This window comes from Burkholderia sp. RS01, from assembly GCF_039748055.1.
Lineage (GTDB): Bacteria > Actinomycetota > Actinomycetes > Actinomycetales > Micrococcaceae > Arthrobacter.
This window is the reverse complement of the sequence record NZ_JBDLAK010000002.1, coordinates 255,686-281,630: the sequence shown is the minus strand read 5'-3', so window position 1 is coordinate 281,630 and position 25,945 is coordinate 255,686. Positions and strand designations below refer to the sequence as shown.

At 68.4% G+C, this 25,945-nt stretch carries 23 protein-coding genes; 6 read left to right on the top strand and 17 right to left on the bottom strand.

Annotation, left to right across the window (positions count from 1 at the left end):
• Window positions 1-185: 185 nt before the first annotated feature.
• Complete coding sequence (locus tag ABFP37_RS03320) at window positions 186-2,099, top strand: S8 family peptidase (RefSeq protein ID WP_078027173.1); 1,914 nt, start codon at window positions 186-188, stop codon at window positions 2,097-2,099.
• A gap of 106 nt (window positions 2,100-2,205) precedes the next feature.
• Here ABFP37_RS03320 and ABFP37_RS03315 read toward each other — a convergent pair whose 3' ends face one another.
• The 4 genes from ABFP37_RS03315 to ABFP37_RS03300 form a co-directional block, all read right to left on the bottom strand.
• Window positions 2,206-4,059 (bottom strand): ABC transporter ATP-binding protein, encoded by a 1,854-nt coding sequence (locus ABFP37_RS03315; protein ID WP_347032730.1) that lies wholly within the window; start codon window positions 4,057-4,059, stop codon window positions 2,206-2,208.
• Between the two features lie 103 nt (window positions 4,060-4,162).
• Window positions 4,163-5,674 carry an IMP dehydrogenase gene (gene guaB / locus ABFP37_RS03310; protein WP_347032729.1) on the bottom strand — a complete coding sequence of 504 codons (1,512 nt, stop codon included), beginning with the start codon at window positions 5,672-5,674 and terminating at the stop codon, window positions 4,163-4,165.
• Between the two features lie 190 nt (window positions 5,675-5,864).
• Window positions 5,865-6,860, bottom strand: a complete 996-nt coding sequence (locus ABFP37_RS03305; RefSeq protein WP_347032728.1) for an SGNH hydrolase domain-containing protein — start codon at window positions 6,858-6,860, stop codon at window positions 5,865-5,867.
• Window positions 6,854-7,693, bottom strand: a complete 840-nt coding sequence (locus tag ABFP37_RS03300; protein WP_347032727.1) for an acyltransferase — start codon at window positions 7,691-7,693, stop codon at window positions 6,854-6,856. Before ABFP37_RS03300 ends, ABFP37_RS03305 begins: the two co-directional genes overlap by 7 nt.
• A 113-nt stretch (window positions 7,694-7,806) precedes the next feature.
• On the opposite strand from ABFP37_RS03300, the gene ABFP37_RS03295 reads away from it, so the two are divergent.
• Window positions 7,807-8,775 carry a DUF389 domain-containing protein gene (locus ABFP37_RS03295; protein ID WP_347032726.1) on the top strand — a complete coding sequence of 323 codons (969 nt, stop codon included), beginning with the start codon at window positions 7,807-7,809 and terminating at the stop codon, window positions 8,773-8,775.
• Between the two features lie 75 nt (window positions 8,776-8,850).
• Here the strand turns inward: ABFP37_RS03295 and groL are convergent, their stop codons facing one another.
• The 3 genes from groL to ABFP37_RS03280 form a co-directional block, all read right to left on the bottom strand.
• Complete coding sequence (groL, locus tag ABFP37_RS03290; RefSeq protein WP_078027177.1) at window positions 8,851-10,461, bottom strand: chaperonin GroEL; 1,611 nt, start codon at window positions 10,459-10,461, stop codon at window positions 8,851-8,853.
• An 85-nt stretch (window positions 10,462-10,546) separates the two neighbouring features.
• Window positions 10,547-10,843, bottom strand: a complete 297-nt coding sequence (groES, locus tag ABFP37_RS03285) for a co-chaperone GroES (RefSeq protein ID WP_056635831.1) — start codon at window positions 10,841-10,843, stop codon at window positions 10,547-10,549.
• Window positions 10,844-11,080: 237 nt separating this feature from the next.
• A complete protein-coding gene (locus ABFP37_RS03280; RefSeq protein ID WP_185982212.1) occupies window positions 11,081-11,482 on the bottom strand; it encodes a hypothetical protein in 402 nt (133 codons plus the stop codon).
• 55 nt (window positions 11,483-11,537) lie between these two features.
• Between ABFP37_RS03280 and ABFP37_RS03275 the strand changes: the two genes are divergently transcribed.
• Window positions 11,538-12,764, top strand: a complete 1,227-nt coding sequence (locus tag ABFP37_RS03275) for a class I SAM-dependent methyltransferase (protein WP_078027178.1) — start codon at window positions 11,538-11,540, stop codon at window positions 12,762-12,764.
• A gap of 43 nt (window positions 12,765-12,807) precedes the next feature.
• On the opposite strand, the gene ABFP37_RS03270 is transcribed toward ABFP37_RS03275, so the two are convergent.
• A complete protein-coding gene (locus tag ABFP37_RS03270; RefSeq protein WP_347032725.1) occupies window positions 12,808-13,635 on the bottom strand; it encodes a shikimate 5-dehydrogenase in 828 nt (275 codons plus the stop codon).
• Window positions 13,636-13,717: 82 nt separating this feature from the next.
• Window positions 13,718-15,493 carry a glycoside hydrolase family 3 N-terminal domain-containing protein gene (locus ABFP37_RS03265; RefSeq protein WP_347032724.1) on the bottom strand — a complete coding sequence of 592 codons (1,776 nt, stop codon included), beginning with the start codon at window positions 15,491-15,493 and terminating at the stop codon, window positions 13,718-13,720.
• A gap of 102 nt (window positions 15,494-15,595) precedes the next feature.
• Here ABFP37_RS03265 and ABFP37_RS03260 point away from each other — a divergent pair, with 102 nt between their 5' ends.
• Window positions 15,596-16,747 (top strand): glutamate--cysteine ligase, encoded by a 1,152-nt coding sequence (locus ABFP37_RS03260; protein WP_078027180.1) that lies wholly within the window; start codon window positions 15,596-15,598, stop codon window positions 16,745-16,747.
• Between the two features lie 73 nt (window positions 16,748-16,820).
• Here the strand turns inward: ABFP37_RS03260 and tsaD are convergent, their stop codons facing one another.
• The 6 genes from tsaD to ABFP37_RS03230 all read right to left on the bottom strand — a co-directional run bounded on the left by tsaD (window position 16,821) and on the right by ABFP37_RS03230 (window position 22,360).
• Window positions 16,821-17,954 (bottom strand): tRNA (adenosine(37)-N6)-threonylcarbamoyltransferase complex transferase subunit TsaD, encoded by a 1,134-nt coding sequence (gene tsaD, locus ABFP37_RS03255; RefSeq protein ID WP_347032723.1) that lies wholly within the window; start codon window positions 17,952-17,954, stop codon window positions 16,821-16,823.
• Window positions 17,951-18,598 (bottom strand): ribosomal protein S18-alanine N-acetyltransferase, encoded by a 648-nt coding sequence (gene rimI, locus ABFP37_RS03250; protein WP_347032722.1) that lies wholly within the window; start codon window positions 18,596-18,598, stop codon window positions 17,951-17,953. Before rimI ends, tsaD begins: the two co-directional genes overlap by 4 nt.
• The gene (gene tsaB, locus ABFP37_RS03245) at window positions 18,595-19,266 is read right to left on the bottom strand and encodes a tRNA (adenosine(37)-N6)-threonylcarbamoyltransferase complex dimerization subunit type 1 TsaB (RefSeq protein ID WP_347032721.1); all 672 of its coding nucleotides are present in this window, start codon (window positions 19,264-19,266) and stop codon (window positions 18,595-18,597) included. The genes rimI and tsaB overlap by 4 nt, the downstream gene beginning before the upstream one ends.
• Window positions 19,266-19,913, bottom strand: coding sequence for a tRNA (adenosine(37)-N6)-threonylcarbamoyltransferase complex ATPase subunit type 1 TsaE (gene tsaE, locus ABFP37_RS03240; protein ID WP_347032720.1), 648 nt, complete (start codon window positions 19,911-19,913; stop codon window positions 19,266-19,268). The genes tsaB and tsaE overlap by 1 nt, the downstream gene beginning before the upstream one ends.
• Window positions 19,910-21,145: an alanine racemase gene (gene alr, locus ABFP37_RS03235; RefSeq protein WP_347032719.1), complete on the bottom strand. Its 1,236-nt coding sequence runs from the start codon at window positions 21,143-21,145 to the stop codon at window positions 19,910-19,912. The genes tsaE and alr overlap by 4 nt, the downstream gene beginning before the upstream one ends.
• Before the next feature lie 123 nt (window positions 21,146-21,268).
• Window positions 21,269-22,360, bottom strand: a complete 1,092-nt coding sequence (locus ABFP37_RS03230) for a PfkB family carbohydrate kinase (RefSeq protein WP_078027327.1) — start codon at window positions 22,358-22,360, stop codon at window positions 21,269-21,271.
• A 130-nt stretch (window positions 22,361-22,490) separates the two neighbouring features.
• Between ABFP37_RS03230 and ABFP37_RS03225 the strand changes: the two genes are divergently transcribed.
• Window positions 22,491-23,942 (top strand): hypothetical protein, encoded by a 1,452-nt coding sequence (locus ABFP37_RS03225; RefSeq protein WP_347032718.1) that lies wholly within the window; start codon window positions 22,491-22,493, stop codon window positions 23,940-23,942.
• A 45-nt stretch (window positions 23,943-23,987) separates the two neighbouring features.
• Here ABFP37_RS03225 and ABFP37_RS03220 read toward each other — a convergent pair whose 3' ends face one another.
• Window positions 23,988-24,386, bottom strand: coding sequence for a helix-turn-helix domain-containing protein (locus ABFP37_RS03220; RefSeq protein ID WP_078027186.1), 399 nt, complete (start codon window positions 24,384-24,386; stop codon window positions 23,988-23,990).
• 101 nt (window positions 24,387-24,487) lie between these two features.
• Here ABFP37_RS03220 and ABFP37_RS03215 point away from each other — a divergent pair, with 101 nt between their 5' ends.
• On the top strand, window positions 24,488-25,360 hold the full coding sequence (locus tag ABFP37_RS03215) for an SDR family oxidoreductase (RefSeq protein ID WP_347032717.1): 873 nt from the start codon (window positions 24,488-24,490) through the stop codon (window positions 25,358-25,360).
• 26 nt (window positions 25,361-25,386) lie between these two features.
• Here the strand turns inward: ABFP37_RS03215 and ABFP37_RS03210 are convergent, their stop codons facing one another.
• Window positions 25,387-25,818 (bottom strand): nucleotide disphospho-sugar-binding domain-containing protein, encoded by a 432-nt coding sequence (locus ABFP37_RS03210; RefSeq protein WP_347032716.1) that lies wholly within the window; start codon window positions 25,816-25,818, stop codon window positions 25,387-25,389.
• Window positions 25,819-25,945 lie beyond the last annotated feature (127 nt).

Genomic DNA, 25,945 nt, shown 5'->3' with positions numbered 1-25,945 from the left:
TGGCTGCCGCGAGAGGCAGGAGGAACTGACAGTCCACACTCTATTGACTGCTTTTGTCAATGGTTTACAGAACCTGAAAATAGACCTAAGTTAGCTCTCGGTTACCGGCTGATACGCCAGGTGGCCGCATTTCACTCCACCCAACTTCGGGCTACCCCTGTGCCCGATGCGAGAAAGCAGATCCAATGGGAAGTGCATCAACAGCCAGGACAACCCGCGTCCTGGCCCTATCGCTGTCGGCGGTCGTCGGCACCTTGGCCCTCGCCGCTTCGCCTGTCTCCGCCAACCCTGGAGCAGGCAGCAGCACCACATCCGCACGCAGCACCGTGGCTGTCCAGGAACCAGCCTCCGAAGAGGCCTACACAAGGTTCATCGTGGGCTTCACCAAGGACGCGGCCAACTCAACACCCAAGGGCCGCGCCAACGCCTGGGGCAAGGCTGCCCGGGATCAGGGCGTGTCCGTGAAAGAGTTGCGGACCCTTGCCACCGGCGGGACCCTGATCGGATCCGACAAGCCGCTCTCCGGCCAGGCCACCCAGGATTTCATGGCAGGGATCGCCGCGTCCGGGGCCGTGAACTCAGTGGAGCCCGACGCCCGCATGAGGGCGGCCCTGACACCGGACGACACGCGGTACAGCGAGCAATGGGACTTCACTGCCGCCAACGGCATGCGGATCCCGGGCGCGTGGGACGTTGCCACCGGAACCGGCGCGACCGTGGCCGTGATCGACACCGGAATCACCGCGCACCCGGACCTCGACGCCAACGTGCTTCCCGGCTATGACTTCGTCTCGGACGCCACGGCAGCGCGCGACGGCAACGGCCGGGATGCCAACGCCCAGGACCAGGGCGACTGGTACGCGGCAGGCGAATGCGGCCAGCCGGCCGCAGGGAATTCCTCCTGGCACGGCACGCACGTGGCCGGCACCGTCGCGGCCGTGACCGTGAATGCCACCGGAGTGGCCGGAGTGGCCCCCGGCGCCAAGGTGGTTCCGGTGCGGGTCCTGGCCAAGTGCGGCGGCTCCCTGTCAGACATCGCCGACGCCATCGTCTGGGCATCGGGCGGAGCCGTTGCAGGCATCCCCGCCAATGCCAACCCCGCCCAGGTCATCAACATGAGCCTCGGCGGCTCGGGCGCGTGCGGCAGCACGTACCAGGCGGCCATCGACTCCGCCGTCTCCCGCGGAACCACTGTGGTGGTCGCGGCAGGCAACAGCAACCAGGATGCGTCCGGTTTCCGGCCCGCCAACTGCGGCAATGTGGTGAGCGTCGCCGCGAGCAACCCCAGCGGCACGCTGTCCTACTACTCGAACTACGGGGCCACCGTGGACCTGACGGCCCCGGGCGGCGACACCCGGGTGGCTGGCGGGGGCATCCTCTCGACCATCAACACGGGCACCACCACGCCCGGCGCGGCAGGTTATGCCAATTACCAGGGCACCTCGATGGCCTCCCCGCACGTGGCCGGCCTGGCGGCATTGATGAAGTCCAAGACGGCCTCCCTCACTCCCGCACAGGTGGAATCAACACTGAAGCAAGGCACGCGGGCCATGCCCGGCGGCTGCACCACCGGCTGCGGCGCAGGGCTGTCCGACGCCACGAAAACCATGGGGCTCCTGGGCGTGACCCCGCCGCCGCCTTCGGGAAACCTGCTGCTGAACCCCGGCTTCGAGGAGGGAGCCGTTTCCTGGACCTCCGATTACGCCGATACGTTTGAAACCGGGTCCGGCGCCCGGACCGGGTCCCGCTTCGCCGGCCTCAACGGCTGGGGCCAGCCGACGTCCTACACGCTGGACCAGGCCTTCGCCGTGCCGTCTGCGGTATCCGGTGCATCGCTGTCCTTCTATCTGAAGGTGCTTTCCGACGAAACCACTCCCAACAAGGTTTACGACACGCTCAAGGTCCAGGTGATCAGCGGCGGCGTGACAACAACGCTGGCCACCTACTCCAACCTCAACAAGTCCTCCGGCTACGTGCAGAAGCAGCTAAACCTGACCGCCTACAAGGGGCAGAGCGTCACGCTGAGGTTCCTGGGGACGGAAGACTCATCGCTGCAAACCCTGTTCGCCATCGATGACACCGCGGTGACCACCTCGTAGGGGCGCGCCGTGCATCAGGTCCAATGATGCCGCCGGCTGCGCACTGCGCGGCCGGCGGTTTCCTGCTACTGGCTGGCTGCGAAGGCCTCAAATGCAGGAGCCGCGGTCAGACGCCTTCGTCCACGCTGAGCTGGGATTCGAACATCCTGAAGTAGCGGCCACGCAGGGCCACGAGCTCCTTGTGGGTGCCCTGTTCGACGACCCGTCCGTCCTCCAGCATGTACACGACGTCTGCCTTCTCGATCGTCGCGAGGCGGTGGCTGATGGCGATGATGGTGCTGCTCCGGTCGGCGAAAAGCCGGCTGAAGATCCGGTGCTCTGCAAGGGCATCAATGGCGGAGGTGGGCTCGTCCATCACCATGAAGGACGCGTTCCGGTAGAAGTTCCGGGCCATGGCCAGGCGCTGCCACTGACCGCCCGACAGTCCGCTGCCCTTGCGGCCGCGGGGGTCCTCCATCCAGTTGCTCACGTGGTTGTCCAGGCCGTTGGGCAGCTTGTTGATGAAGTCCAGCGCCTCGGCGTCCGCGGCGGCCGTGCGGATGCGGCCGTCGTCGCGCGGGGCGTCGACGTCGCCGAAGAAGATGTTTTCCGCGGCGGTGGCGAACTCGTATTTCAGGAATTCCTGGCTCAGCACCGCCAGGTGGCGGTGCCACGAGGTGACGTCGACGGCGGCGAGGTCCACGCCGTCGAGCATCACCTGCCCCGAGTCCGGCCGGTACAGCCCGGCGAGGATCCGGATCAGGGTGGACTTGCCGGCCCCGTTCTCCCCCACGATCGCGATGTGCTGGCCTTCCTGGATGGTCAGAGATATGCCCTTGATGACCTCCAGCTCGCTGCCCGTGTAGGTGAAGCGGATATCGCGCAGTTCAACCGTCTTCGGCGGCCCCAGGACGGGCGGCGAATGGTCGGAGTGCACCGGCAGCGCCATGAACAGTTCGTAGTCCTTGAGGTTGGCGAGGTCCTCGTCGATGGAACTCAGGGAGGAGACCAGGTTGTTGGCGGTGGACAGGGCACGGCTGACGATCTGCTGCACATAGAGGAACTGGCCCACCGGCTGGGCGCGCGCGATGATCTGGCCCACCACCCAGATCAGGGACACCACCTCCGCGCCATATTGCAGGGCGTCCGCGGCGAGCTGCTTGGGAATATAGCGCTTCTGGAACTCGAGCCGGCGCCGTTCGTCGGCGTCGCGGAGCCTCGAGCGGAGCCCCATAAGGTAGCCGACGATCCCGTACAGCCGCATCTCGGCGATGTGCTGCGGGCGGAGCAGGTTGGTCTCGATCATGCGGCGCTGGCGGCGTGAGTCCACCTGGGTGTTCCAGTGCGCAATCTGTTCGCGCGAGAGTTTGAACTGCAGGTAGACGCTGGGCACGATCGCCACCAGCACAATCACGGCGATCCACCAGCTCACGAGCAGGAGGGCGCCGATAGCCAGGATGACCGAGACCAGCTGCGTGAAGATGGCGGCAATCCGGTCCAGAACCCGGGCGTAGGAGTCGGAGAATCGCTTGGCGCGGTCGTAAAGGTCGACCGTTTCCTTGTCGTCGTAGCGCCAGAAATCGAGGGCGAGGAAGCGCTCATACATGAGGTCGCCGACGATGGCGCCCACCCTGAAGCTCATCAGCTGCTGGATGTAGCGGTCCACGCTGCTGAACCCGCCCCAGAAGAGGCCGAGGGCGGCCGTGATGATGACATAGACAACCGCCTGCTGGCCCGCGGCAGCGTCTCCGGCGTAGGCCGCCGCCAGCGCCGTGGTGGTGAGCGCGGCGAAGTACGTGGTGACGAGCGGCAGCAGCGCCGAGATCAGTGAGCCGGCCACCTTCATGACCACGGCCGCGGGCGAGGCCCGGAAACTGACCCTGAGCACCTGCGCCACGGCTCGGGCGTAGGGCCTCAGGGCGAGCCGCCGCCGGGGTTCCCTTTTCGGATTCAGCTCGACGGGGTGCCGTGGTTGGGACATGGATTCAGCCTAGTCCTGCATGGCGCCGCCGGTTGGGCCGGGGGCCTCCGCTGGTTGAGCTTGTCGAAATCCAGGTTTCGGCAAGCTCAACCAGCGGTACTGCCTAGCGTGAACCGTAGTTCGGCGCCTCGACCGTCATCTGGATGTCGTGCGGGTGCGATTCCTTGAGCCCGGCCGGGGTGATGCGGACGAACTTGCCTCGGGACTTCAGTTCGGCGATGGTCGGCGAGCCCACGTAGAACATGGTCTGGCGCAGGCCGCCCACCAACTGGTACGCGACGGAGGCCAGCGGCCCGCGGTAGGCCACGCGGCCTTCGATGCCTTCGGGGATGAGCTTGTCATCGCCGGAGACGTCGGCCTGGAAGTAGCGGTCCTTGGAGTACGAGGTGTTCTTGCCGCGGGACTGCATGGCGCCCAGCGAACCCATGCCGCGGTAGCTCTTGAACTGCTTGCCGTTGACGAAGATCAGCTCGCCCGGGGACTCGTCACAGCCTGCCAGCAGCGAGCCGAGCATGACGGTGTCAGCGCCGGCCACCAGCGCCTTGCCGATGTCGCCCGAGTACTGGAGGCCGCCGTCGGCGATCAGCGGAACGCCGGCCGGGATGGCCGCCTTGGCGGATTCGTAGATGGCGGTGATCTGGGGAACGCCCACACCGGCCACCACACGGGTGGTGCAGATCGATCCCGGGCCCACGCCCACCTTGATGCCGTCGGCGCCGGCGTCGATCAGGGCCTGCGCGCCATCGCGGGTGGCGGCCTGGCCGCCGATGATGTCCACGTGCGCCGCGACCGGATCGGACTTCAGGCGGCGGATCATGTCCAGCACGCCCTGCGAGTGCCCGTTGGCGGTGTCCACGAAGAGCGCGTCAACGCCGGCGTCCACGAGCTTCATGGCGCGTTCCCAGCCGTCACCGAAGAAACCGATGGCGGCGCCGACGCGCAGCCTGCCTTCGTCGTCCTTCGTGGCGAGCGGGTACTGCTCGGCCTTGGTGAAGTCCTTCGTGGTGATGAGGCCCTTGAGCCGGCCCTGCTCGTCCACGAGGGGCAGCTTCTCGATCTTGTTTGTGGCCAGCTTGTGCGAGGCCTCTTCGCGGCTGATGCCGACGTGCCCGGTGACCAGCGGCATCTTGGTCATGACGTCGCTGACGAGGCGCAGCGGGAAGTCCGCCTCCGGCACGAAGCGGGTGTCGCGGTTGGTCACGATGCCCAGGAGCCGGTTGCCTTCGTCGACGACGGGAAGTCCGGACACCCGGTACTGCGCACAGAGGTCGTCGAGTTCCTGCAGCGTGGCCTCGGGGCGGATGGTCAGCGGGTTGGTGATCATGCCGGATTCGCTGCGCTTGACGCGGTCCACCTGATCGGCCTGGTCATCGATGGAGAGGTTGCGGTGCACGACGCCCAGGCCGCCCTGCCGCGCCATGGCGATGGCCATGCGGGACTCGGTGACGGTGTCCATGGCGGCAGAGAGCAGCGGCGTCTGCACGGTGATCCGCTTGGAGATCCGGGAGGAGGTGTCGGCATCGGACGGGATGACGTCCGTGTGGCCGGGAAGCAGCAGGACGTCGTCGTACGTCAGGCCAACGAAGCCGAAGGGGTCGTGTTCGGGCTGGGTCATGAGTGCGCCTCTTACCTTGGTTATGGGTTCACGGGTAGGGGTTGCAACCGATGACCAGCCCGTCATTACGGGACTGGCCTGTGCAGAAGTGTTGAATAAATTCTAGAACCTCGGCGGCGATCCCCATATTCCGGAACCGCAATGTGAGCAATGGCACGCGGGGCCGAAGGGCGCCGTGGTCGCGTGGCCGCTATTTCCAGCCTGTGGTGGCGAGGAGCCGCTTTTCGAACATCGGGATCATCGACTGCACATACGTCTTGGTGAGGTGGTTGTCGTCCTTGTAGACGTACACGTTGCCCACCACCGCGGGGCAGATGCCGTCCGCGCAGATGAAGTCGCTCATGTCCATCAGGTGCAGGCCGTCCACCCTGCCCCGGTAGGCGTCCAGCGGCGATGAGTCCGCGAGGGACTCGCCCCGCGGCGCGTTGCATTCGGGTGCATCGGCGCCGTGCTTCTGGACGCACTCGGGCATGTTGATGCTGAAGCGCGGATTGTCCCGGATGCCCACGACGTCCATCCCTGCTTCTGTGAACGGCCTGATGCCGTCCAGGTAGCCGGGGACTTCGGTCTCGAAGGGGGCTTCTTTGTGCGTCAGGGACGCCACCGTGAACACGGCATCGGGCTTGTGCTCCATCACGTAGGCGGCGCTGGCTTTGTTGAAGGCGTTGCAGTCGGCGTCGCGCTCGGGCGATTCGGCGCCGAACCGGCAGTTGCCTTTCAGGAGCGTCACCACTTCCCAGCCGTGCTCCTTGGCGACGGGGCCGAGCGCCGCCATGTACTGCTGGGCGTGGGAGTCGCCGAGCACCACAATGCGCTTCTTCACTTTGTCCGGCCTGCTGTTCTGCAGGCATCCGCTGAGCAGCGGGTCGCTGGGAACGTTGCCGTCCGTGCACAGTCCGTCGATGTTCGCCCACTCGTTCTTCATGGCGGCAGGTGCCGGAATCACGGTGGCTTCGGGAGTCGGCTTGCCCGCATTTTCGGGAGCCAGCGCCGCCGCACCCGGCGTCAGCTCGCGCGGCTGCGCGGCTGCCGCCGCTTCGTCCGCGGTCAGGCGTGTCTGCCAGACGGCCACGGGACCGGCCAGCAGGGCACCGCAGGCAACAATCACGACGGCGGTACGCCAGGCCCGCAGCTGCGGCCAGTGCCATTCACGCAGCGGCTTTTCCACGAAGCGGGTGGTCAGCACGGCAAGCACCACCGCGGGGGCATGCCAACGAGCCCCGCCCAGCCGAGCACCACCCGGAAGGCCTTGCCGGGCTTCAGGTAGGGCAGTGACAGGGCCAGGAGGGATCCCAGCGCGAACTCCCAGAGGCGCGTCCGGGTATCAAAGTAGGCGTAGGCCTGGTTCGTGGCGGTCTGGTCGACCGAGAAGATGAGTGAGGCGATGAAGATGCCGCCGAAGGCGACTATCAGGACCAGCCGGTAGCTGACGTTCCGGCGGCGTTGCAGGATCCGCCACACCAGGGCGGCGCCGGCGAAGATGAGGGGCCACAGGATGAAGACCTGGCCCTGGATGGACAAGGACCAGAAATGCTGCAGCGGGCTGGCTCCGGCGTGGTCCTGGGCGTAGTAGTCCACGGCGGTTTCGGCCAGCAGCCAGTTCTGCCGGTAGAGCAGCGAAGCCCAGGCCTCATTGAGGACGTCGGGCCAGCGGCTCTGCGGGATCACCAGCCACGTGCCCGCAAGGACACCAAGGATCACCACAACCGCGGCGGGAATCAGCCGTTTGAAGAGGTGCAGCCAGTGGCTCAGCAGGCGGAGCGGCTTGCCGCTCTCCACTTTCCGGACGAACGACAGGGTCAGCAGGAACGCCGAAATCAGCAGGAAGATGTCCACGCCGCCGGAGACGCGGCCGAGCCACACATGGTAGGTGACCACCATGAGCACGGCGAGTGCGCGGAGGCCCTGGACCTCGGGGCGGTACCCCGCTTTGGCCTTTACCCGGGCAGCCCGCGGCTCCCGGTGTGAGGCATGATCCGGTTCCTGGTGCGGCGGGTCCATCGTTCTCGCTGCTGACACAACAACCTCTCCAAAACGGCGGCACAAAGCATCCATGTTACCGATTCGTGATCTTCCAGACCAATCGGCGGCTCCGCTGTCACTAGTCTTGCAGGAGGCGAAAGGAGTGCCCGGTGATCGTACAGATGCGCGTCTGCGTGCCGGCCGAGCTGTCCAAACTGGTGGCCGATTCCTGTCAGCAGCAGGCCGGCGTGGCCGAGGTGGCGCTGCACTCGGGCGCCTCCGTGCTGCCCAAGGGGGATGTCATCGTGGTGCAGATCGCCCGGGAGTCGGTGGAGGAGCTGATGGAGAAGCTCCGCGCCCTGGACATCGACGCTCGGGGTTCCGTTGCAGTGTCGATCCCGGAGTTTGTCCTGTCCGAGCGGGCGGACAAAGCCGAGGAATCCGCACCGGGGGAGGGTGCAGACTCGGTCATTTGGGACGAGGTTTCCCGCCAGACGGGTGAGGAATCCAGGCTCAGCTGGAGCTTCCTGGCGTTCCTCGTGCTGGCCACGCTGCTCGCGGCGATCGGCATCGTCACGGACTCCACCATCGCGATAGTCGGCGCCATGGCGGTTGGGCCGGAATTCGGACCGCTCGCCGCGTTGGCAGTCGCCGTCGTGCGGGGAAACTGGCGGCTCGGGCGCCGGGCGGCGCTTGCCCTCGGCGTCGGTTTCCCCGCCGCGATGCTCACCACCGCGCTGGTCACCTGGCTCTCGCTCCCCGCGGGCCTCTTCGCCCGGGACGTCCTGGACCGGGCTTCGTCGGCCGAGTTCATCTATCACCCCAGTCCGTTCTCCCTGATCGTGGCGGTGCTCGCCGGCGCTGCCGGAATGCTTTCGGTGATCAGCAGGCGTTCGGCTGCGCTGATTGGCGTCTTCATTTCCGTCACCACCGTGCCGGCGGCCGGCTTCGTCGCCGTGGCCCTCGTCCTGGGTGAGTTCAACAAGGCCGCCGGATCGGCCCTGCAGCTGCTGGTGAACCTCGGCGGCATTGTGGCGGCCGCCGTCGCCGTCCTGTACTTCTACCGCCTGGTGGCCAAGCGGCTGCCCGACGGCACCGCGTCACGGCTGCGGCGGCAGGCACTCCGCGCCCAGCGCTGAAGGGCAACAAAAAGGAGGCCGGCCCAGCAACAGCTGGACCGGCCCCCTTTCCGACGCCTTGAGTGAAGCTACAACCTAGTGGCTGTGGCCTGCGTGCTCTTGTTCGTCGGCAGGCTTCTCCACCACGAGGGTCTCGGTGGTGAGGACCAGCGCGGCGATGGAGGCCGCGTTGCGAAGGGCCGCCCGGGTGACCTTGACGGGGTCAATGACGCCCGCAGCGATCAGGTCAACGTACTCGCCGGTCTTGGCGTTGAAGCCGCCGTTGGTGTCCTGCTCGGCTACCTTGGCAGCAACCACGTAGCCGTCGAAGCCGGCGTTCTGGGCAATCCAGCGCAGCGGCTGGACCAGTGCGCGGCGGACGATGCCCACAGCAGCCGCTGCGTCACCTTCGAGCGCGGTGACGGCGGGATCCTCGTCCAGTGCCTTCAGGGCGTGGATGAGGGCGGAACCGCCACCGGCAACGATGCCTTCTTCGAGGGCAGCGCGGGTGGAGGACACTGCATCTTCGATGCGGTGCTTCTTTTCCTTCAGCTCAACCTCGGTGGCTGCGCCGACCTTGATCACGCCGATGCCGCCGGCAAGCTTGGCCAGGCGTTCCTGAAGCTTTTCCTTGTCCCAGTCGGAGTCGGTGCGCGTCAGCTCGGCGCGCAGTTGGGCGACGCGTGCCGCGACGTCCTCTGCCGAGCCGGCACCGTCAACGATGGTGGTGCTGTCCTTGGTGACCGTGATGCGGCGGGCAGTGCCCAGCACCTCAAGGCCAACGGAATCCAGGCTCAGGCCCAGCTCCGGGGAAACAACCTGCGCACCCGTCAGGGTGGCGATGTCCTGCAGCATGGCCTTGCGGCGGTCACCGAAGCCCGGAGCCTTGACGGCAACGACGTTCAGCGTGCCGCGGATGCGGTTGACGATCAGCGTGGAGAGCGCCTCGCCGTCGACGTCCTCGGCAATGATGAACAGCGGCTTGGAGCTCTGCAGGGCCTTCTCCAGCAGCGGCAGGAATTCCTGCACGGAGGAGATCTTGCCCTGGTTGATCAGGATGAGGGCGTCCTCGAGGACTGCTTCCTGGCGTTCCGCGTCGGTGACGAAGTACGGGGACAGGTAGCCCTTGTCGAACTGCATGCCCTCGGTGAGGACCAGTTCGGTCTGCGTGGTGGAGGATTCCTCGATGGTGATCACACCATCCTTGCCGACCTTGCCGAATGCCTCGGCCAGGAGCTCGCCGATTTCGTCGCTCTGTGCCGAAATGGCAGCGACGTTGGCAACCTGGGTGCCTTCGACCGGGCGGGCGTTCTCGAGCAGGCGGGCAGCAACGGCTTCCACGGAAACCTCGATGCCGCGCTTGATCTGGCCCGGGGCGGCGCCGGCAGCAACGTTGCGCAGTCCTTCCTTGACCAGGGCCTGTGCGAGCACGGTGGCGGTGGTGGTGCCGTCGCCGGCGACGTCGTTCGTCTTGGTGGCTACTTCCTTGGCCAGCTGGGCACCAAGGTTCTCGTACGGGTCATCCAGCTCGACTTCCCGGGCGATGGTCACGCCATCGTTGGTGATCGTGGGGGCGCCCCACTTCTTGTCCAGCACGACGTTGCGGCCGCGCGGGCCGAGCGTCACCTTGACGGTGTTGGCGAGCTTGTCGATGCCGGCTTCAAGAGACCGGCGGGCAGCGTCGTTAAACGCAAGCTGCTTTGCCATGGTTATGTCCTTTCAAGACAGAAACCCCGCGCAGCTAATCTGTCAGACGTGAATCAGACGGATCGGCTGCGCGGGGGTCCAAGAGTTACTTTACGACGATCGCCAGAACGTCGCGGGCAGACAGCACGAGGTACTCGGTGCCACCGGTCTTGACTTCGGTTCCGCCGTACTTGGAGTAGATAACGACGTCGCCGATGGCTACGTCGATCGGAACGCGGTTGCCGTTGTCATCGAAGCGGCCGGGGCCTACTGCAACAACTTCGCCTTCCTGCGGCTTCTCCTGCGCGGAGTCCGGGATGACCAGGCCGGAAGCCGTGGTCTGCTCGGCTTCGAGCGGGCGGACAACAATACGATCCTCAAGAGGCTTAATAGAGACCGACACTCGGACCTCTCCTTTTCGTCAGCAAATTCATGGACAGTAAAACTGTGCCAAGGCGGCAGACCGTCGTCGCGGTGCCGGCAGCAGCCAGGCTGGCAGTTTTTCGTGTGTTAGCACCCGCCTAGGGAGAGTGCTAATGATGACTCTATGTAAGTGGTTAGCACTCGGTCAAGGTGAGTGCCAGAATTTCGTCTCCGGTGAACAGCCGGCGGGGTGCTCTCAGCGTCCGCCCGGCAGCCGTCAGCGGCCGGCGAGGTCGTCGAACCCTAGGTCCTCGCCGTCGTCGTCATCGGCATCAGGCGCGTTTTTCCGCTGGAGGAACAGCACGATGGCGGCGGCAGCAGCCGTCAGCGCGGAGACAACCAGGAACACCACGCCGCCGATGCGGGCGCCGGAGTACAGTTCCCGGATCTGGCGGGCTTCATCGGTGGCGTCACTGATGTCCTTGCCGCCCACCGAATAGACGGTGGCGTTGAAGGAGTCCAGGAGGAAGATGATCACCAGCAGGACGATGCAGACGACGGCGGCAACAGCGCCGGCGATCAGGGCCGGACGCGCGTACCGGACCACTCGCGCGTGCCGGACCAGATCCGTGCGGCTGCGGTTGGGCTGGTCAGGACTGGGCGTTGCGCTGGATTCCATTCAGACCACCCTATCGGCAACAGCACCGGCGGGCCCCTCCACTAGGCTTGACTGCATGTCTGAAGCACCGCAGGACCAGATCGCCCACCTCCTCACCGAGGAAGGATGGGAGCTCCTGGCGTCGCTGGGACCGTACCGGGAGGACCAGTCCTTCGCGCTCAACTCCAGCCTCCGCAAGGCGGGGCACTCCCCCGAGCTCGTGTCCGCAGTGCTGACCCAGTCCCGGCTGCGCACCAAAGCTGAGGCCAAGTTCGGCGAGTTCGCCCGGCAGATGCTGTTCACCCAGGCGGGCCTTGAGCAGGCCACGCGGCTCACCGTCGCAGCCAGGCACGCCCAGCGCTTCGCGGAGGCGGGCGTCCGGCACGTGGCCGACCTTGGCTGCGGCCTCGGCGCGGATTCCATGGCACTGGCATCCCTCGACATTGCGGTGACGGCCGTGGAGGTCGACGAGACCACCGCCGCCTGCGCCACCATCAACCTCATCCCCTTCCCGCACGCCACCGTGGTGCACTCGGACGCGACCGCGGTGCCGCTCGGCGACGAGGACGGCGTCTGGCTGGATCCCGCCCGGCGGACCACGTCCACCTCCGGAACCACCAGGATCTGGGACCCGGAGGCCTTTTCGCCTCCGTTCTCCTTCGCGGAGTCGCTCGCCGCCTCCGGGCGCGCCGTCGGCGTCAAGATGGGGCCCGGCATGCCGCACGACTCCGTCCCCCAGGGCTGCGAAGCGCAGTGGGTTTCGGTGGGCGGCGACGTCACCGAAGTGGCCCTCTGGTTCAACGCCGTGGCGCGCCCGGGCATCCGGCGGGCAGCGCTCGTCATCGGGCCGCAGGGAGCAGCGGAGCTCACCAGCAGGGAAGGGTTCGACGGCGGACCGGTAGCCCCCGTGGGCCCGGTGGAGGGCTACCTGTACGAACCGGACGGCGCCGTGATCCGGGCCGGCCTCGTGGCCGACCTCGCCCTCGAGCTGGGCGGCCACCTGGTTGACGAGCACATCGCCTACATCTGCGGCCCGAACCTCGTGGACACCCCCTTCGCCCGGGCGTACAGGGTCAGCGAGGTCATGCCGTACAACGTGAAGGCGCTCAAGGCCTGGGTCAAGCAGCACGGCATCGGGGTGCTGGACATCAAGAAGCGGGGCACGTCCGTCACCCCCGAGGAGCTGCGGAAGCAGCTGCTGCCCGGCGGAAAGTCCGGGAAAAGCGCCGGAAAGCAGACAGCCACCCTGGTCCTCACCCGGATCGGGGAGGAGAGGGTGGCCGTCTCGGTTGAGCCGCTGTAGCCGGCCGCACCGCTGAGTTGACTACTGCACGGCTGCTAAGCGGCTACTGCGCGCGGACGAAGGCTTCGGCGTCGCGCACCTGCTGGTCGGTGGGGCGGATGCCGGTGTACAGCACAAACTGCTCCAGCGCCTGGATGGTGGCGACCTCCGCGCCCGTAATAACCTTCTTTCCGGCTGCCCGTGCCGCCTTGATGAGCGGCGTCTCGGGAGGCAGGGCCACGACGTCGAACACCACGTTGGCCGCGTCGACGGCCTCTGCCGGGAACGACAGTGATTCAGCGTCCGGCCCGCCGGCCATGCCGACCGGCGTGACGTTGATGATCAGGTCCGCCGTTGCGTCCGGCCCGGAGCCAAGATCGGCGCGCCAGGCGAAACCGTAGAGGTCGGCGAGCGCGCGTCCGGCGGCCTCGTTCCGGGCGATGATGGTGACGTCCTTGAAGCCCGCATCGCGCAGCGCCGCCGCCGTGGCCTTGGCCATTCCGCCGGCACCCTTGAGCAGCACGGAGTAGTCCGTCGGAACGGTGTTGCGTTCGAGCAGCTGCTCAATCGCCGTGTAGTCGGTGTTGTACGCAGTCAGCCGGCCGGCGTCGTTGACGATGGTGTTGACCGAATCGATCGCCTTGGCCGACGGGTCCATGACGTCCACGAGGGCAATCACGTCTTCCTTGTACGGCATGGACACGGCGCAGCCCCGGATCCCCAGGCCGCGGACCCCGGCGATCGCCTGGGCCAGGTCTGTGGGCGCAAAGGCCTTGTAGATCCAGTTCAGGCCAAGCTGGTCGTAAAGGTAGTTGTGGAAGCGCGTCCCGTTGTTGCTCGGCCGGGCCGAGAGGGAGATGCACAGGGTCATGTCTTTATTCAGAATCGGCACTCCTCCATTAAACGGCTGTGCCGCGGTGCGGCCATCCCGGCGGGCCGTGCGGTGGCGGATTCGTACTTTTGTGACACGGGCGTCAGCGGCAGCCGGAACCCGGGCGGTAGGGTCCGACGGCGGCCGGCAGCTTCCCGGTGGCTGCGGCCTTGCCTGCCAGGACCGCCAGGAGCGCCTTGAACGCACCGGGCGTCCGTCCGTACAGTGCGATCTTGGTGGGCGCGGCGGAACCGGCCAGCGGCCAGGGCGCATCCAGCGCCACGGCAATGTCGCCGCCCGCGGGAGAACCGCCGTATCCGATGAGGCTGACCAGCGGCCCCGCCCCCAGCGTGACCCCCTGGGCCGTGGCGGCGGCGGCAAAGCGGGCCCGGTCCCCCGCCGTGCCGCCGGCCACCCGGACGCGGCCCGCCAGGTGCGGACCCCTGCACCGCCCGGCCAGAACCGTGACGGCGCGGGCGGAGACGTTGGCGGACACGGCCTCGCCGCTGCCGGGCGCCGCGGGAGCGTGTTGCGGCTTCGTGCGCCCCTGCCAGATCATCATCGTGACCACACGCCGGGCGGCGTCATCCAGGCGTGGCAGCGGAAGCGTTCCCGCTCCAACGGCGTTGACGATGGCCGAGTGGGCCGCGTTGACGTCCACGGGCATCAGCAGCAGGTCAGCACCGGCTGCCAGCGCGGCCGGCGCGGCGGAGTCGTGCGGGTACCTGCGGTTCACGGCGCCCATGTTCAGGGCGTCCGTGACGGCCACTCCCTTGAACCCCATGCCCCGCAGGGCTGCGTAGGTGGCCTTCGAGATCGACGCCGGCACGCCCGGTTCCAGGGCCGGAACGGCGATGTGTCCGGTCATGATCATCGGGGACCCCGCGGCCACGGCCGCCTGGAAGGGCTTCCAGTCCCTGGCCTTCAGCTGGGCCACCGTGGCCTTCTGGACCGGCATGTCCTTGTGGGAATCGGCCGTCACGGAGCCGTGCCCCGGAAAGTGTTTGGCGACGGGCAGCACACCGGCCGCCAGCATGCCCTTGGAGAAGCCGACGCTCAGGGTTCCCGCCGCGCGGGGGTCCGCGGACATGGACCGGGCCCCGATGGTGGGGTCAGCGGGACCGATCGTGGCATCGGCGTCGGGAGCGAAGTCCGCCGTGAAGCCCAGGGCCGCGAGTTCCGCCGCCAGCCCGGTGCCGGCCTGGGTTGCCAGCGGAACGCTTCCGGCCGCGCCGTAGCTCATGGGGGACGGCCAGCCGGTGAGCGGAGCACCCACCCGGGACACCACTCCCCCTTCCTGGTCCACGCCTATCAGGCCGGGCCAGGTGCGTCCGCCGGACCGCGACGCCGCGTCCAGCCGCCGGGTCACGGCGGCCAGCGCCGGCACGTCGACCCGCCCGTCGGGAGCCCCCGCCACGTTCTCGCCCATGATCATCGATCCGGCGAGGTGAAGCCGCTCCACCGTGGCGGCCTGGGTCCGGGGGTCGAGGCCGGCATAGGACGGCAGGAGCACCTGCCCGGCCTTCTGGGCCAGCGTCATGCCGGCGACGGCGGCGCTTGCCGCATCGAGGTCCCGCTGCTGCGGCCCCCAGCCCAGCGGCGCCGTTCCGCGTTCCCGGTCCGCGGTCTTCGGTGCGGTGGAAGCGGGGGCCGGCGCGGCCGTCGTCGGGGATCCGCCCTGGCCGCGAGAAGCAGGGGTCTCCGGAGCAGCCGCCCCCGACGGCGGTGACGGCGGCGGGGCCGTGCAGGACGCCAGGGCGAGCAGCGCCGCGAGGGCCGCCGCCGTCCCGGCAGGCCTGCAGCGGGCGGGCCGGTCTTTGGTGTGGTGGGGGAAGCTGGTCTTGTGAAAACTGTCACGCGCGCTCTGTAACCAAGCCATCATCTCGATGCTACCCCTGCACTAGACTTGAAAGACCGTTCCCCTGCCAGCCGTTCTGCCAGAAACGGCCATCACGGGACAGCAAAACAGCGAGAGGAACACATGAAGATTGATTTCGCTTCATCCAGGCAATCAACTCTTGGTGTGGAATGGGAACTCGCACTGGTTGATGCGCAGAGCGGCGAGCTGGCCTCCGTGGCGAACGAGGTCCTGCGCGGGGTTGCCGCCAACCACCCCGAGCTGAACGAGGACGACGAACACCCGCACATCAAGCAGGAGCTGCTCCTGAACACCGTGGAGCTGGTCACCGGAATCTGCGAGACCGCCGCGGAAGCCAAGGAGGACCTCAACCGGTCCCTTGCCGCCGTCCGCGAAGTCACCGATCCCATGGGAGTGGAAGTATTCTCGGCCGGCAGCCACCCGTTCAGCCCTCCGCAGCTGCAGCCCGTGACGGACAAGGAACGCTACGCCAAGCTGATCGACCGCACGCAGTGGTGGGGCCGGCAAATGGTCATCTACGGCGTGCACGTGCACGTGGGGCTCGACCGGCGCGAGAAGGTCCTGCCCGTGCTGGATGGCCTGGTCAACTACTTCCCGCACTTCCAGTCACTGTCCGCCTCCAGCCCGTTCTGGGGCGGTGAAGACACTGGCTATGCATCCCACCGCGCGCTGATGTTCCAGCAGCTTCCGACCGCCGGACTACCGTTCCAATTCCGTTCGTGGGAAGAATATGAGTCCTACGTCCAGGACATGTTCACCACGGGCGTGATCGATACTCTCTCCGAAATCCGCTGGGACATCCGGCCGGTGCCGAACCTCGGAACCATCGAAATGCGCATCTGCGACGGCCTGGCCACGCTTGAAGAGGTGGGCGCCGTTGCCGCCCTGACGCAGTGCCTGGTGCACGAGTTCTCGACCACCCTGGACAACGGCGGAACCATTCCCACCATGCCGCCGTGGCACGTCCAGGAAAACAAGTGGCGCGCTGCCCGGTACGGCATGGACGCGATCATCATCTTGGACGCCCAGGGCAAAGAGCGGCTGGTCACCGATCACCTGCTGGAGACCCTGGACCGGCTCGAGCCCATCGCTGCCAAGCTGGGCTGCCCCGATGAGCTGGCCGACGTCGAAAAGATCATCAGCCGCGGAGCCGGCTACCAGCGCCAGCGGCGCGTGGCCGCGGAAAACGGCGGAAACCTCCAGGCCGTGGTGCTGGACCTGGTCAAGCAGATGCGGAACGGGCCCACGGCCTAAGCGCGTCCCGCCGGGTAGTGGGCCTCGCCGGGCTGCGGTAGTCCCTGCTGGCTGCTGCGGGGCCTTCGGCCGCTCAGACGGCTGCCGTCTGGGCAGCCTTCGGTGCCGGCGCCGACACCGTGGTGACGGGCATGGACGAGTCCGGGGCGAAGCCGATGCCGCTGGGCGCTATGCCCGCCATGACCAGCTGGGCGCCCAGGGCGGCCACCATGGCCCCGTTGTCCGTGCAGAGGTCCAGCGGAGGCACATGCAGCCTGATCCCGGCGGCGGAGCAGCGCTGTTCGGTGAGCTGGCGGAGGCGCGAGTTTGCCGCCACTCCGCCGCCCAGCAGCACATTGGTGATGCCGTGCTCCCGGCAGGCGAGCACCGCCTTCGACGTGATGACGTCCACCACGGCTTCCTGGAACGCTGCCGCGATGTCCGCCACCGGAACGGCCTCCCCCTTGGCCTCGAACTGCTCCACGCAGCGGGCCACGGCGGTTTTCAGCCCGCTGAAGGACCAGTCGTAGCGGTGCCGCCCGGGTTCCTCGGCGGTGCCCATGTACTTGGGCTGCGTCAGGCCCCGGGGAAAGCGGATGGCCTTGGCGTTTCCCTCACGGGCCAGCCGGTCGATGGCGGGGCCACCGGGATAGCCCAGGCCCAGGATCCTCGCCACTTTGTCGTAGGCCTCCCCGGCGGCGTCGTCGATCGTGGAGCCCAGCAGCTCGACGTCGTCGGTGATGCTGCGGATCCGCAGGATCTCCGTGTGGCCGCCGGAAACCAGCAGGGCGCCCAGGTTCTCCGGGAGCGCCGGGCCGTTTCCGGCGTCCCCGGCACCGCCCGGACGTGAGTCCAGGAGGCCGACGCCCACATGGGCCACGAGGTGGTTGATCGCATACAGGGGCTTGCCGGTCGCGACGGCCAGGGCCTTCGCCGCGCACACTCCCACCATCAGGGCACCGGCGAGCCCGGGGCCCGCGGTGACGGCGATGGCGTCGATGTCATCCAGTGTCACGTCCGCTTCGGCGAGCGCTGCCCGGAGGGTGGGCACGAAGGCATCCAGGTGCGCCCGTGAGGCGATCTCCGGAATGACGCCGCCGAACCTGACGTGCTCGTCCATCGAGGAGGACACGGTGTTGGTGAGCAGCTCGGTTCCGCGGACAATGCCCACGCCGGTTTCGTCGCACGAGGACTCGATGCCGAGCACGAGCGGCTGCGAACGGTTCATTGCTGGTCTGCCTTCGTCGGGGTGGTCTCGCCGGAACGGCGCGGGTCGTCCTGCTGGGCAGCCTCCTGCTGGACAGCGTCCTGGTGTTCTTCCGCTGCGTGGATGACGTCCCCGTGCACGGCGAGGACGTCTTCCAGCTGCAGCCTCATGATCAGGGCGTCTACGCCGTCACGGTAGTACTTGCGCCGCACGTGGATCTGCTCGAAGCCGAACCGCCGGTACAGCTGCTGGGCGCGGGGGTTGTCGGCCCGGACCTCGAGCAGCACGTCCGCGGCACCGCGCCGCCGCCCCTCGTTGATCAGTTCCGTCAGCAGGGCCGAGCCGATGCCCCTGCCCTCGTACTCCGGCACGACGGCGATCGTCTGGACGTCCGCGATCGGCTCGACGCACATCAGGCCGGCGTAGCCGACAATCCCGTCCGGAGCCTCGGCGATCAGGTACCGGCGGGTTTCGGGCTGGGCCAGCTCATCAACGAACATGTGCAGCGGCCAGGCGTCGACGGGAAAGAGGCGGACTTCCAGCTCGTGGACGGCGGGAATGTCAGCCGGCAGCATGTCGCGGACCGTCACCCCGGCGCCGGCGGGGGCCTTCTCGGTGCGGTCAGATTTTCCGGGCAGGCCGGGATTTCCGGGCAGGCCGCTCACAGGGCCCGCTTCCGGGGGCCGGGGACCTGGGCGTCGGACTCGCGGAGGTACAGCGGCGTGGAGTCCAGGAGCGTCTCCCCCGCCGCCAGCCGGGCCAGCGCGAACTGCCCCAGGTACAGCGCGTCCGGATGCTCCTCGCTGAAGTCCGGATCCGCACGCAGCACGTCCGAATACAGCCCGGCGCCGGCTCCGTAGGCCGGGAGGTCGGGAAGATCCGCGGCGAAGCCCACATGCGGCCCGTCCACCAGCTCGGGAAGCTGGCCGGCGGTGAGCGTGTACCGGGCCCAGTACACCTCCTTGCGCCTGGCATCCGTGGCGACGAGGAATTCGGCCGGCGCCTCGGTGGATTCGGCCACTTCGAGGGCGACGGCATCCAGGCTCATGAGCCCGTGCAGCGGCTTGTTCCAGACATGGGCCAGCGTGCGTGCGGTCGCAATCCCGGACCGGAGGCCGGTGAAGGGGCCCGGGCCCACGCCGACGACGATCGCGTCGATGTCGGCGCCGGTCACGCCGGCTTCGGCGAGCAGTTTCTCGATTCCCGGGGCGAGCACCTCGGCATGCGTCCGCGTGTCCTCGGTGGAAAAGCTGCCCACAACGCCTTCCATGGCGTCGTCGGACATCAGCGCGGCGCTGGCCACGGCGGAGGTGTCGATGGCAAGAATGAGCATCAGGGTGTCCCTTCGAAGGCCTGCGTGAGCACGGGCTGGTCCGCCCAGCGGGGCCCGAAGCCGCGGATGATGATGGTGCGGGGCTCGTCGTCGTCCTCCGCGTCGAAGTCCAGGACCGTCTCCGCATCCGGTGCCGCGCCCGGTCCGGCGCCGCCGTCGGCCGGGTGGGCTGATGCCGCGACGCCGGCGGAGGGGGCCGGTGCGCCGCCGATGGAGCGGTGCAGCTCCACCTCGAGCCGGCTCTCGCTCAGGTGTTCCACCCGGTCGCGTCCCCACTCCACCACGGTGACCGCGGAGTCCAGCGTGTTTTCCAGGTCGATGTCGTCAATTTCCGACGCCGATCCCAGCCGGTAGGCGTCAACGTGCACCAAGTCGGGGCCGCCCGGGCGGGGCCCGTCGGGGAGGTTCGGATGGATGCGCACCAGCACGAACGTGGGCGAGATGATCCCCTCGCGCACGCCCAGGCCCTCGCCGAGCCCCTGCGTGAACGTCGTCTTGCCCGCGCCCAGTTCACCGGTGAGGACCAGCAGGTCCCCCGCGCGAAGCACCTCCGCGAGCGCCGCGCCGAACGCGTGGGTCTGCTCCGCCGCCGTGACCTTCAGGGTCTGGACCCACAGGGGTGCCGTGCCGGCCGCCGGAAGGTTCACGGCGCGGGCGATTCGTTGACCGGCGATTCGCTGACCGGCGTTTCGTTCATGTACGTCCGCGGCACGCGCGGGCTGATGCGGGTCACGATTTCGTAGTTGTTGGTGCCTGCGGCGCGGGCCCAGTCGTCAGCGGTGGGGCCGCCGTCGGTGCCGTCGCCGAAGAGCTGTGCCTCGGCTCCCAGGAGGCTGTGGCCGCCCGTGGAGACGTGCCGGGGGCCGAGGTCGATCACCATCTGGTCCATGGCGATCCTGCCCACCACCGGGTAGGTCACGCCTTCCACGCGGACGGGGCCGCCGGTGGCCACCCGGGGGACGCCGTCGGCGTAGCCCAGCGGGATGAGTCCGAGCGTGCTGGCGCCGGAGGTGCGGTAGTTGAAGCCGTACGAGACGCCCTGGCCGGCAGGCACGTCCTTGCAGTGGGACACCACCGTGCGGAGGGTCATGGCGGGGCGAAGGCACAGTTCAGCGGAGGTCTGGCCCTCGAACGGCGAGAGCCCGTAGATGCCGAGCCCCACCCTGACCAGGTCGAAGTGCGTGTCCGGCCGGGACAGCGTGGCCGGAGTGTTGGCCAGGTGCCGGACTTCCGGGTCCACGCCGGCGTCCTCGGCGATGGCGAGGACTTCGCGGAACGCCGCGAGCTGATCGTCAGTTTCCGGGCGCTCGGGCTCGTCGGCGACGGCGAGGTGCGAGAAGATGCCCACCACGCGCAGCAGTCCCTCATCCTGGTACTCCATGGCCTCGCCAACCAGGCGGTCCCAGGTTTCCACCGTGGCGCCGTTCCGCCCAAGGCCGGTGTCCACCTTCAGGTGGACGCGGGCCGGCCGCTCCTGTTCGCGGGCGGCAGCCACGATCCGTTCCAGCTCCCAGCCGGAACACCCGATGTCGACGCCGGCAGCCACCGCCGCGCCGAAGTTGCTTTCCGCCGTGTGCAGCCACGCGAGCAGAGGGGCCTCAATGCCGGCGGCTCGGAGCGCCAGCGCTTCGGAAATGTGCGCCACGCCCAGCCAGCCGGCTCCCGCCTCGAGGGCGGCGCGCGCCACCGGCACCGCGCCGTGACCGTAGGCGTCCGCCTTCACTACCGCCATGACCTGTGCCGGCGAAGCGGCGGCGGCAAGGCGGCGGACGTTGTGGCGGATGGCCTCGAGGTCGATGACGGCGGACCGTTCATACGACGGCGGCCGGACGGCGCCTGATGCAGGCGGGAGGTCTCCTGTTGCTGCTGGATAAGTCACTCTACTGATTCTAATGCTGGCGTTGCGGGCCGGATAATTGACGGGAAACGGCGGTGTTCCCGGGCCGTTCCGGCGCCCGGCCCAAGGGGCCGTCCGGGGGCGCGTCCCGGGCCAGGCAGGGGGTCAGGCGTCCGAAAGGTGCGCGATGGTGGCCGCCGCCCGGCGCTGGGCTTCCGGCGGCACGTCCCGGACGATGTCGGCGAGGAACGCGTAGCGGCGCAGCCATTGGCTTCCGCGGCGTTCAGGACGGGCGTTGGCGCGTTTCCACCAGTCGGCGATGTCGCCCCAGCCCGGCGCCGCGAGGGATCCGCCCACTTCCTGCACGGCCAGCGCGGCGCAGAGGTTGGCGAACCGCAGCCGGTCTCCGAGCGGCCACCCCGCCAGGCAGCCGACCACGAACGCCGCCCCGAAGCAGTCCCCGGCTCCGGTGGGATCGTAGGCCGCCACCGGCAACGACGGCACCCATTCCTCCTCGCCCGTTTCGGAGTCCACGGCCATGGACCCCTGCGGCCCCAGCGTCACCACCGCTACGGGCACGCGGTCCGCCAGCGAATACAGCGCCGCCCACGGATCGTTCTTGCCGGTGAAGGCCATGGCCTCGCGCTGGTTGGGCATGAAGGCATGGAAGTACTGCAGGTTCTCCAGCCGCGCCTGCGACCATTCGCCGCTGGGGTCCCAGCCGACGTCGCCGAACAGCTTCACGCCCTCGCCGTGGGCCGAAAGTGCCCACGGTTCAAGCTCATGGTCCAGCTCCGCCACTGCGGCCAGCGCGGGCGGCGGACGGCCGATCAGATCGGACGACGACACCGGCGCGGGATGCCCGTGGGTCACCATGGAGCGGTCGTGGTTCACGCTGAGCGACACCGTCACCGGCGAATGCCACCCCGGAACGCGCTGGGACAGGGACAGGTCCACGTGCTCCTGGCCGGCGAGGATCTTCCAGTTGTAGTCCCCGTAACCGTCATCGCCGAAGGCGGCCGCCAGGCAGGTCCGGAGACCGAGCCGGGCAGCGGCTATGGCCTGGTTGGCCACGCCGCCGGGGCAGCTTCCCATCCCTTCGCTCCAGATTTCAGTTCCGGGTTCGGGCGCCTGCGGGAGCCCCGTGAAGATGATGTCCTGAAACACTGTCCCGGCCAGCAGCAGGTCAAAGGATCCGGCCGACGGCGTGCGGACGGCAGAGAGCGGATCGAAGCGGCGTGCGGAAATCGCATCCATGTTCGGCACACTACGCTGTGGGCCTTGTGGTTGAAACCCCGAGTTCTGGGGGTGCGGCCCGTCCGGCGGCGACCGGCGCGCTTGTGCATGGGTGCGTGCGCGTGGGATGCGTGGGCATAGACTCCTTGCCATGCGGCTCATGATCGCCGGCGGCGGCGGCTTCCGGGTTCCCCTCGTGTACCGGGCGCTGTGCTCGGGGCCTTACGCCGGCCTGGTCCGCGAACTGGTGCTCTACGACGTCGATCCCGGCCGCCTGGCTGCCATCACCGCCGTGCTGCAGGCCCTGGCCTCGGCGGCGGCACCGAACGGAAGTTCCGCCGTCGGGCTTCCCCCCAGAATCGTTGCCACCACGTCGCTCCGCGAGGCCCTGCTGGGAACGGACACGGTGTTCGCGGCCATCAGGCCGGGCGGAACGGCGGGCCGGATTGCCGACGAACGCGTCGCCCAGGACCTGGGGCTCCTGGGCCAGGAAACCACCGGGGCAGGCGGCATTTCCTACGCGCTGCGGTCCATTCCCGCCATGCTGGAGCTCGCCCGGGAGATGCGCAGGCACTGCCCCGGCGCCTGGCTGGTCAACTTCACCAATCCGGCCGGCATGGTCACCGAAGCCCTGGTGCCCGTGCTGGGCCGCAAGGTCATCGGAATCTGCGATTCCGCGAGCGCGCTCGTCCACCGTGCCGCGCGCGCCGCCGGCGTTCCGCTGCCGGCCGGAAAGCTCGACGGCGTGGGCTACTACGGCCTGAACCACCTCGGCTGGCTGTACCGGCTCGAGTCCGGCGGCCGCGATGTCCTCCCGGACCTGCTGGCGGACGCCGGCGCGCTCGCCGGCTTCGAGGAGGGCCGCCTGTTTCCGCAGCCCTTCCTCCAGGAGCTGGGAGTCCTGCCGAACGAGTACCTCTTCTACTACTACGAGACGTCCCGGGCGGCCGCCGCCATGCGCGCCCAGGGCATGACGCGCGGCGAGTCCATCCACGGGCAGCAGGCGGAGCTGTATCCGCGGCTGGCTGCGGCCGGGGACGCGGCATTCAGCCTCTGGGATGCCGCCCGCAGGTCACGCGAAGAGGGTTATCTGGCCGAAGCCCGGGCCGCCGGGGAGTCACGCGATGCGGAGGACCTCGCGGGCGGCGGCTACGAACAGGTGGCCCTGGCCGTGATGCGGGCGCTGGCCGGTGGAGGCGCGGGCGGGGCCGGGGGCGCTGGTGACGGGGCTTCGGCGGGCGGCACCGAACTGATCCTCAACACGCCGAACTCTGCGGTGACCGGGCCAGGCCCCGCGGAACCGGCGATCCCCGGGCTGCCGGCGGGCGCCGTCGTCGAGGTTCCATGCACGGTGACCGCCGACGGCGCGGTGCCGCTGGCGCAGGACCAGCCTGCCGGGCCGCAGCTGAACCTCATGCAGCGCGTGAAACGCGTGGAGCTGCTCACGGTCCGGGCCGCGGCACACGGCGAGCGCGAAGCAGCGCTGCAGGCCTTCGCCGAACACCCGCTGATCGGTTCGGAAAGCCTGGCCGCTGCACTCCTCGCCGGGTACGAGGCAGCGTTCCCGGGATTGGCCGGGCTGTGGAAGCGGCCGGCCCAATAGGAGCCGGCCGGCCAGGAAACGCCGAATAGGCGCCGCCCGCGGCAGTTAACCGGCTTGTGCTGCTGTACGCGAGGACTGCGCCATGATGTCCTCTGCGTGCTCGGCTATCCAGGCGACCAGCGGCAGCATGACTGCCGCAAGGTCCCGGCCGCTGTCGGTGAGGCTGTAATCGACCCGCGGAGGGATGATCGGCTGCGCGTCGCGGCGGACAAATCCGTCGGCTTCGAGCGTCTTGAGGGTTTGGGCGAGCATCTTCTCGCTGATGCCCTCGGCGCGCCGGCGCAGCTCGCTCCAGCGCTGCGGGCCTTGGGACAGCGCGACGAGGATCAGGACGCCCCACTTGCTGGTGACGTGGTCGAGCACTGTCCTGCTGGGGCATCCCGCCGGGAAAATGCCGTCCGCGAAGGGGAAAACAGGCGCAATGGGCTGGGTACTTACCTTCATACCAGTACCTTACCTGAAAGTGCGTACTCTCTTTTGGGAAGTAACGGTGCAGGCATGTGGTTGGCACCTGTGACAGTCACTCACTGGTGAAAGGGAAAACCATGACTATCGTTATCACCGGCGCCACGGGCCGCCTCGGCCGCCTCGTTGTCGAAGCGCTCCTGGACTACAACGTACCCGCCGGACAGATTGTGGCCGCCGGCCGGGATCTCACCAAGATCGCCGATCTCGCCGAACGCGGCGTCCAGGTCCGCCCCGTCGACTACAACGACCCCGGCTCCCTGCGTCAGGCCTTCGAAGGCGCCGAGAAGGTCCTTCTGGTCTCCGGAAGCGAAGCCGGCCAGCGCATCGAACAGCACCGGAACGCCATCAACGCAGCCAAGGAGGCCGGCGTCGGGCTGATCGCGTACACCAGCATCGCCAACGCCGGCAGCACCACCATGCAGCTGGCAGCGGAGCATCAGGCCACGGAGGAGGCTCTCCGGGAGTCCGGCGTGCCGTTCACTTTGCTGCGCAACAGCTGGTACCTGGAGAACTACACGGACCAGCTTGCCGTGCAGCTCCAGTTCGGCGCCGTGCTCGGCAGCGCCGGTGAGGGACGGGTCAGTGCCGCCACCCGGGCCGACTACGCCCAGGCCGCCGCAGCGGTGCTTCTCAAGGAGGGTCAGGCCGGAAAGGTGTACGAGCTCGGCGGCGACGTGCCGTTCACCCTCAGCGAGCTCGCGGGGGAAGTCAGTGCGGCCTCGGGCCAGCCGGTGGCCTACCAGGATCTGCCGGCGGAGCAGTACACGCAGGCACTGGTGGAAGCCGGGCTGCCGGAATTTTACGCAGCCATCCTGGCGGACAGTGACCTCGGCATCGCGCGCGGCGAGCTGCTGGTGACCAGCGGAGATCTCAGCTCGCTCATCGGGCGGCCCGCTGTGCCGATGCGCGAGGCCGTACAGGCAGCCGTGCGGAGCCACCTCGGCGCCTGAGCCTGCCTTGCCTACCGGGCCTTTGGTCAGGACGGCTTCGCGGCCAGGATCGTCTCCAGCTCGTCAATGAGCCCGTCCGCGCCCGGTGAAGCGGCGATTGCTGCGCCGATCCGGCGGCTGCCGGCCTGGTATCCGGGGTCGCCGAGGACCTGTCGAACTGCGTCGCGGATGGCCGACTGCGCCGGCCGTCCTGTCTTGAGGTTTATTCCTGCGCCGGACCAGGCCACCCTGGCCGCTCCTTCGGGCTTGTCCTCGGTATCGCCCGCGACAACGATGGGTACGCCGTTCTCCATCGCGTAGTGAAGTCCGCCGTACCCGCCGTTCGTGATGTAAACGGCCACCTTCGGAAGGAGTTCGGCGTCCGGCAGGAACTCGGCGGCGCGCGCGTTGGCCGGGAGCGGCGGCAGGGCGGTCAGGGGGCGCCGGCCTCTTGTGGCGGGCCTATCGTGGCCGTCCACGGCCGGCGGGATGGCCGCACCGCACGGGCCGCCGACGCCCGGGGCCGTCAGGAGTAGTGTTTTACCGGATGCAGTTCCCGGCCGGGCATTTTCAGGCGCGCGTTCCGGAGCGTCCCGCGAGCAGAGA

What these genes read in the sequence shown, in the direction of transcription:
- ABFP37_RS03225 (WP_347032718.1), top strand. Translation starts at nt 22,491, where the DNA reads ATGCGGCTCATGATCGCCGGCGGCGGCGGCTTCCGGGTTCCCCTCGTG.
- ABFP37_RS03315 (WP_347032730.1), bottom strand. Translation starts at nt 4,059, where the DNA reads ATGTCCCAACCACGGCACCCCGTCGAGCTGAATCCGAAAAGGGAACCC.
- ABFP37_RS03265 (WP_347032724.1), bottom strand. Translation starts at nt 15,493, where the DNA reads ATGGCTTGGTTACAGAGCGCGCGTGACAGTTTTCACAAGACCAGCTTC.
- ABFP37_RS03275 (WP_078027178.1), top strand. Translation starts at nt 11,538, where the DNA reads ATGTCTGAAGCACCGCAGGACCAGATCGCCCACCTCCTCACCGAGGAA.
- ABFP37_RS03230 (WP_078027327.1), bottom strand. Translation starts at nt 22,360, where the DNA reads ATGGATGCGATTTCCGCACGCCGCTTCGATCCGCTCTCTGCCGTCCGC.
- tsaB (WP_347032721.1), bottom strand. Translation starts at nt 19,266, where the DNA reads ATGCTCATTCTTGCCATCGACACCTCCGCCGTGGCCAGCGCCGCGCTG.
- groL (WP_078027177.1), bottom strand. Translation starts at nt 10,461, where the DNA reads ATGGCAAAGCAGCTTGCGTTTAACGACGCTGCCCGCCGGTCTCTTGAA.
- ABFP37_RS03220 (WP_078027186.1), bottom strand. Translation starts at nt 24,386, where the DNA reads ATGAAGGTAAGTACCCAGCCCATTGCGCCTGTTTTCCCCTTCGCGGAC.
- tsaD (WP_347032723.1), bottom strand. Translation starts at nt 17,954, where the DNA reads ATGAACCGTTCGCAGCCGCTCGTGCTCGGCATCGAGTCCTCGTGCGAC.
- ABFP37_RS03215 (WP_347032717.1), top strand. Translation starts at nt 24,488, where the DNA reads ATGACTATCGTTATCACCGGCGCCACGGGCCGCCTCGGCCGCCTCGTT.
- guaB (WP_347032729.1), bottom strand. Translation starts at nt 5,674, where the DNA reads ATGACCCAGCCCGAACACGACCCCTTCGGCTTCGTTGGCCTGACGTAC.
- ABFP37_RS03320 (WP_078027173.1), top strand. Translation starts at nt 186, where the DNA reads ATGGGAAGTGCATCAACAGCCAGGACAACCCGCGTCCTGGCCCTATCG.
- ABFP37_RS03260 (WP_078027180.1), top strand. Translation starts at nt 15,596, where the DNA reads ATGAAGATTGATTTCGCTTCATCCAGGCAATCAACTCTTGGTGTGGAA.
- ABFP37_RS03280 (WP_185982212.1), bottom strand. Translation starts at nt 11,482, where the DNA reads ATGGAATCCAGCGCAACGCCCAGTCCTGACCAGCCCAACCGCAGCCGC.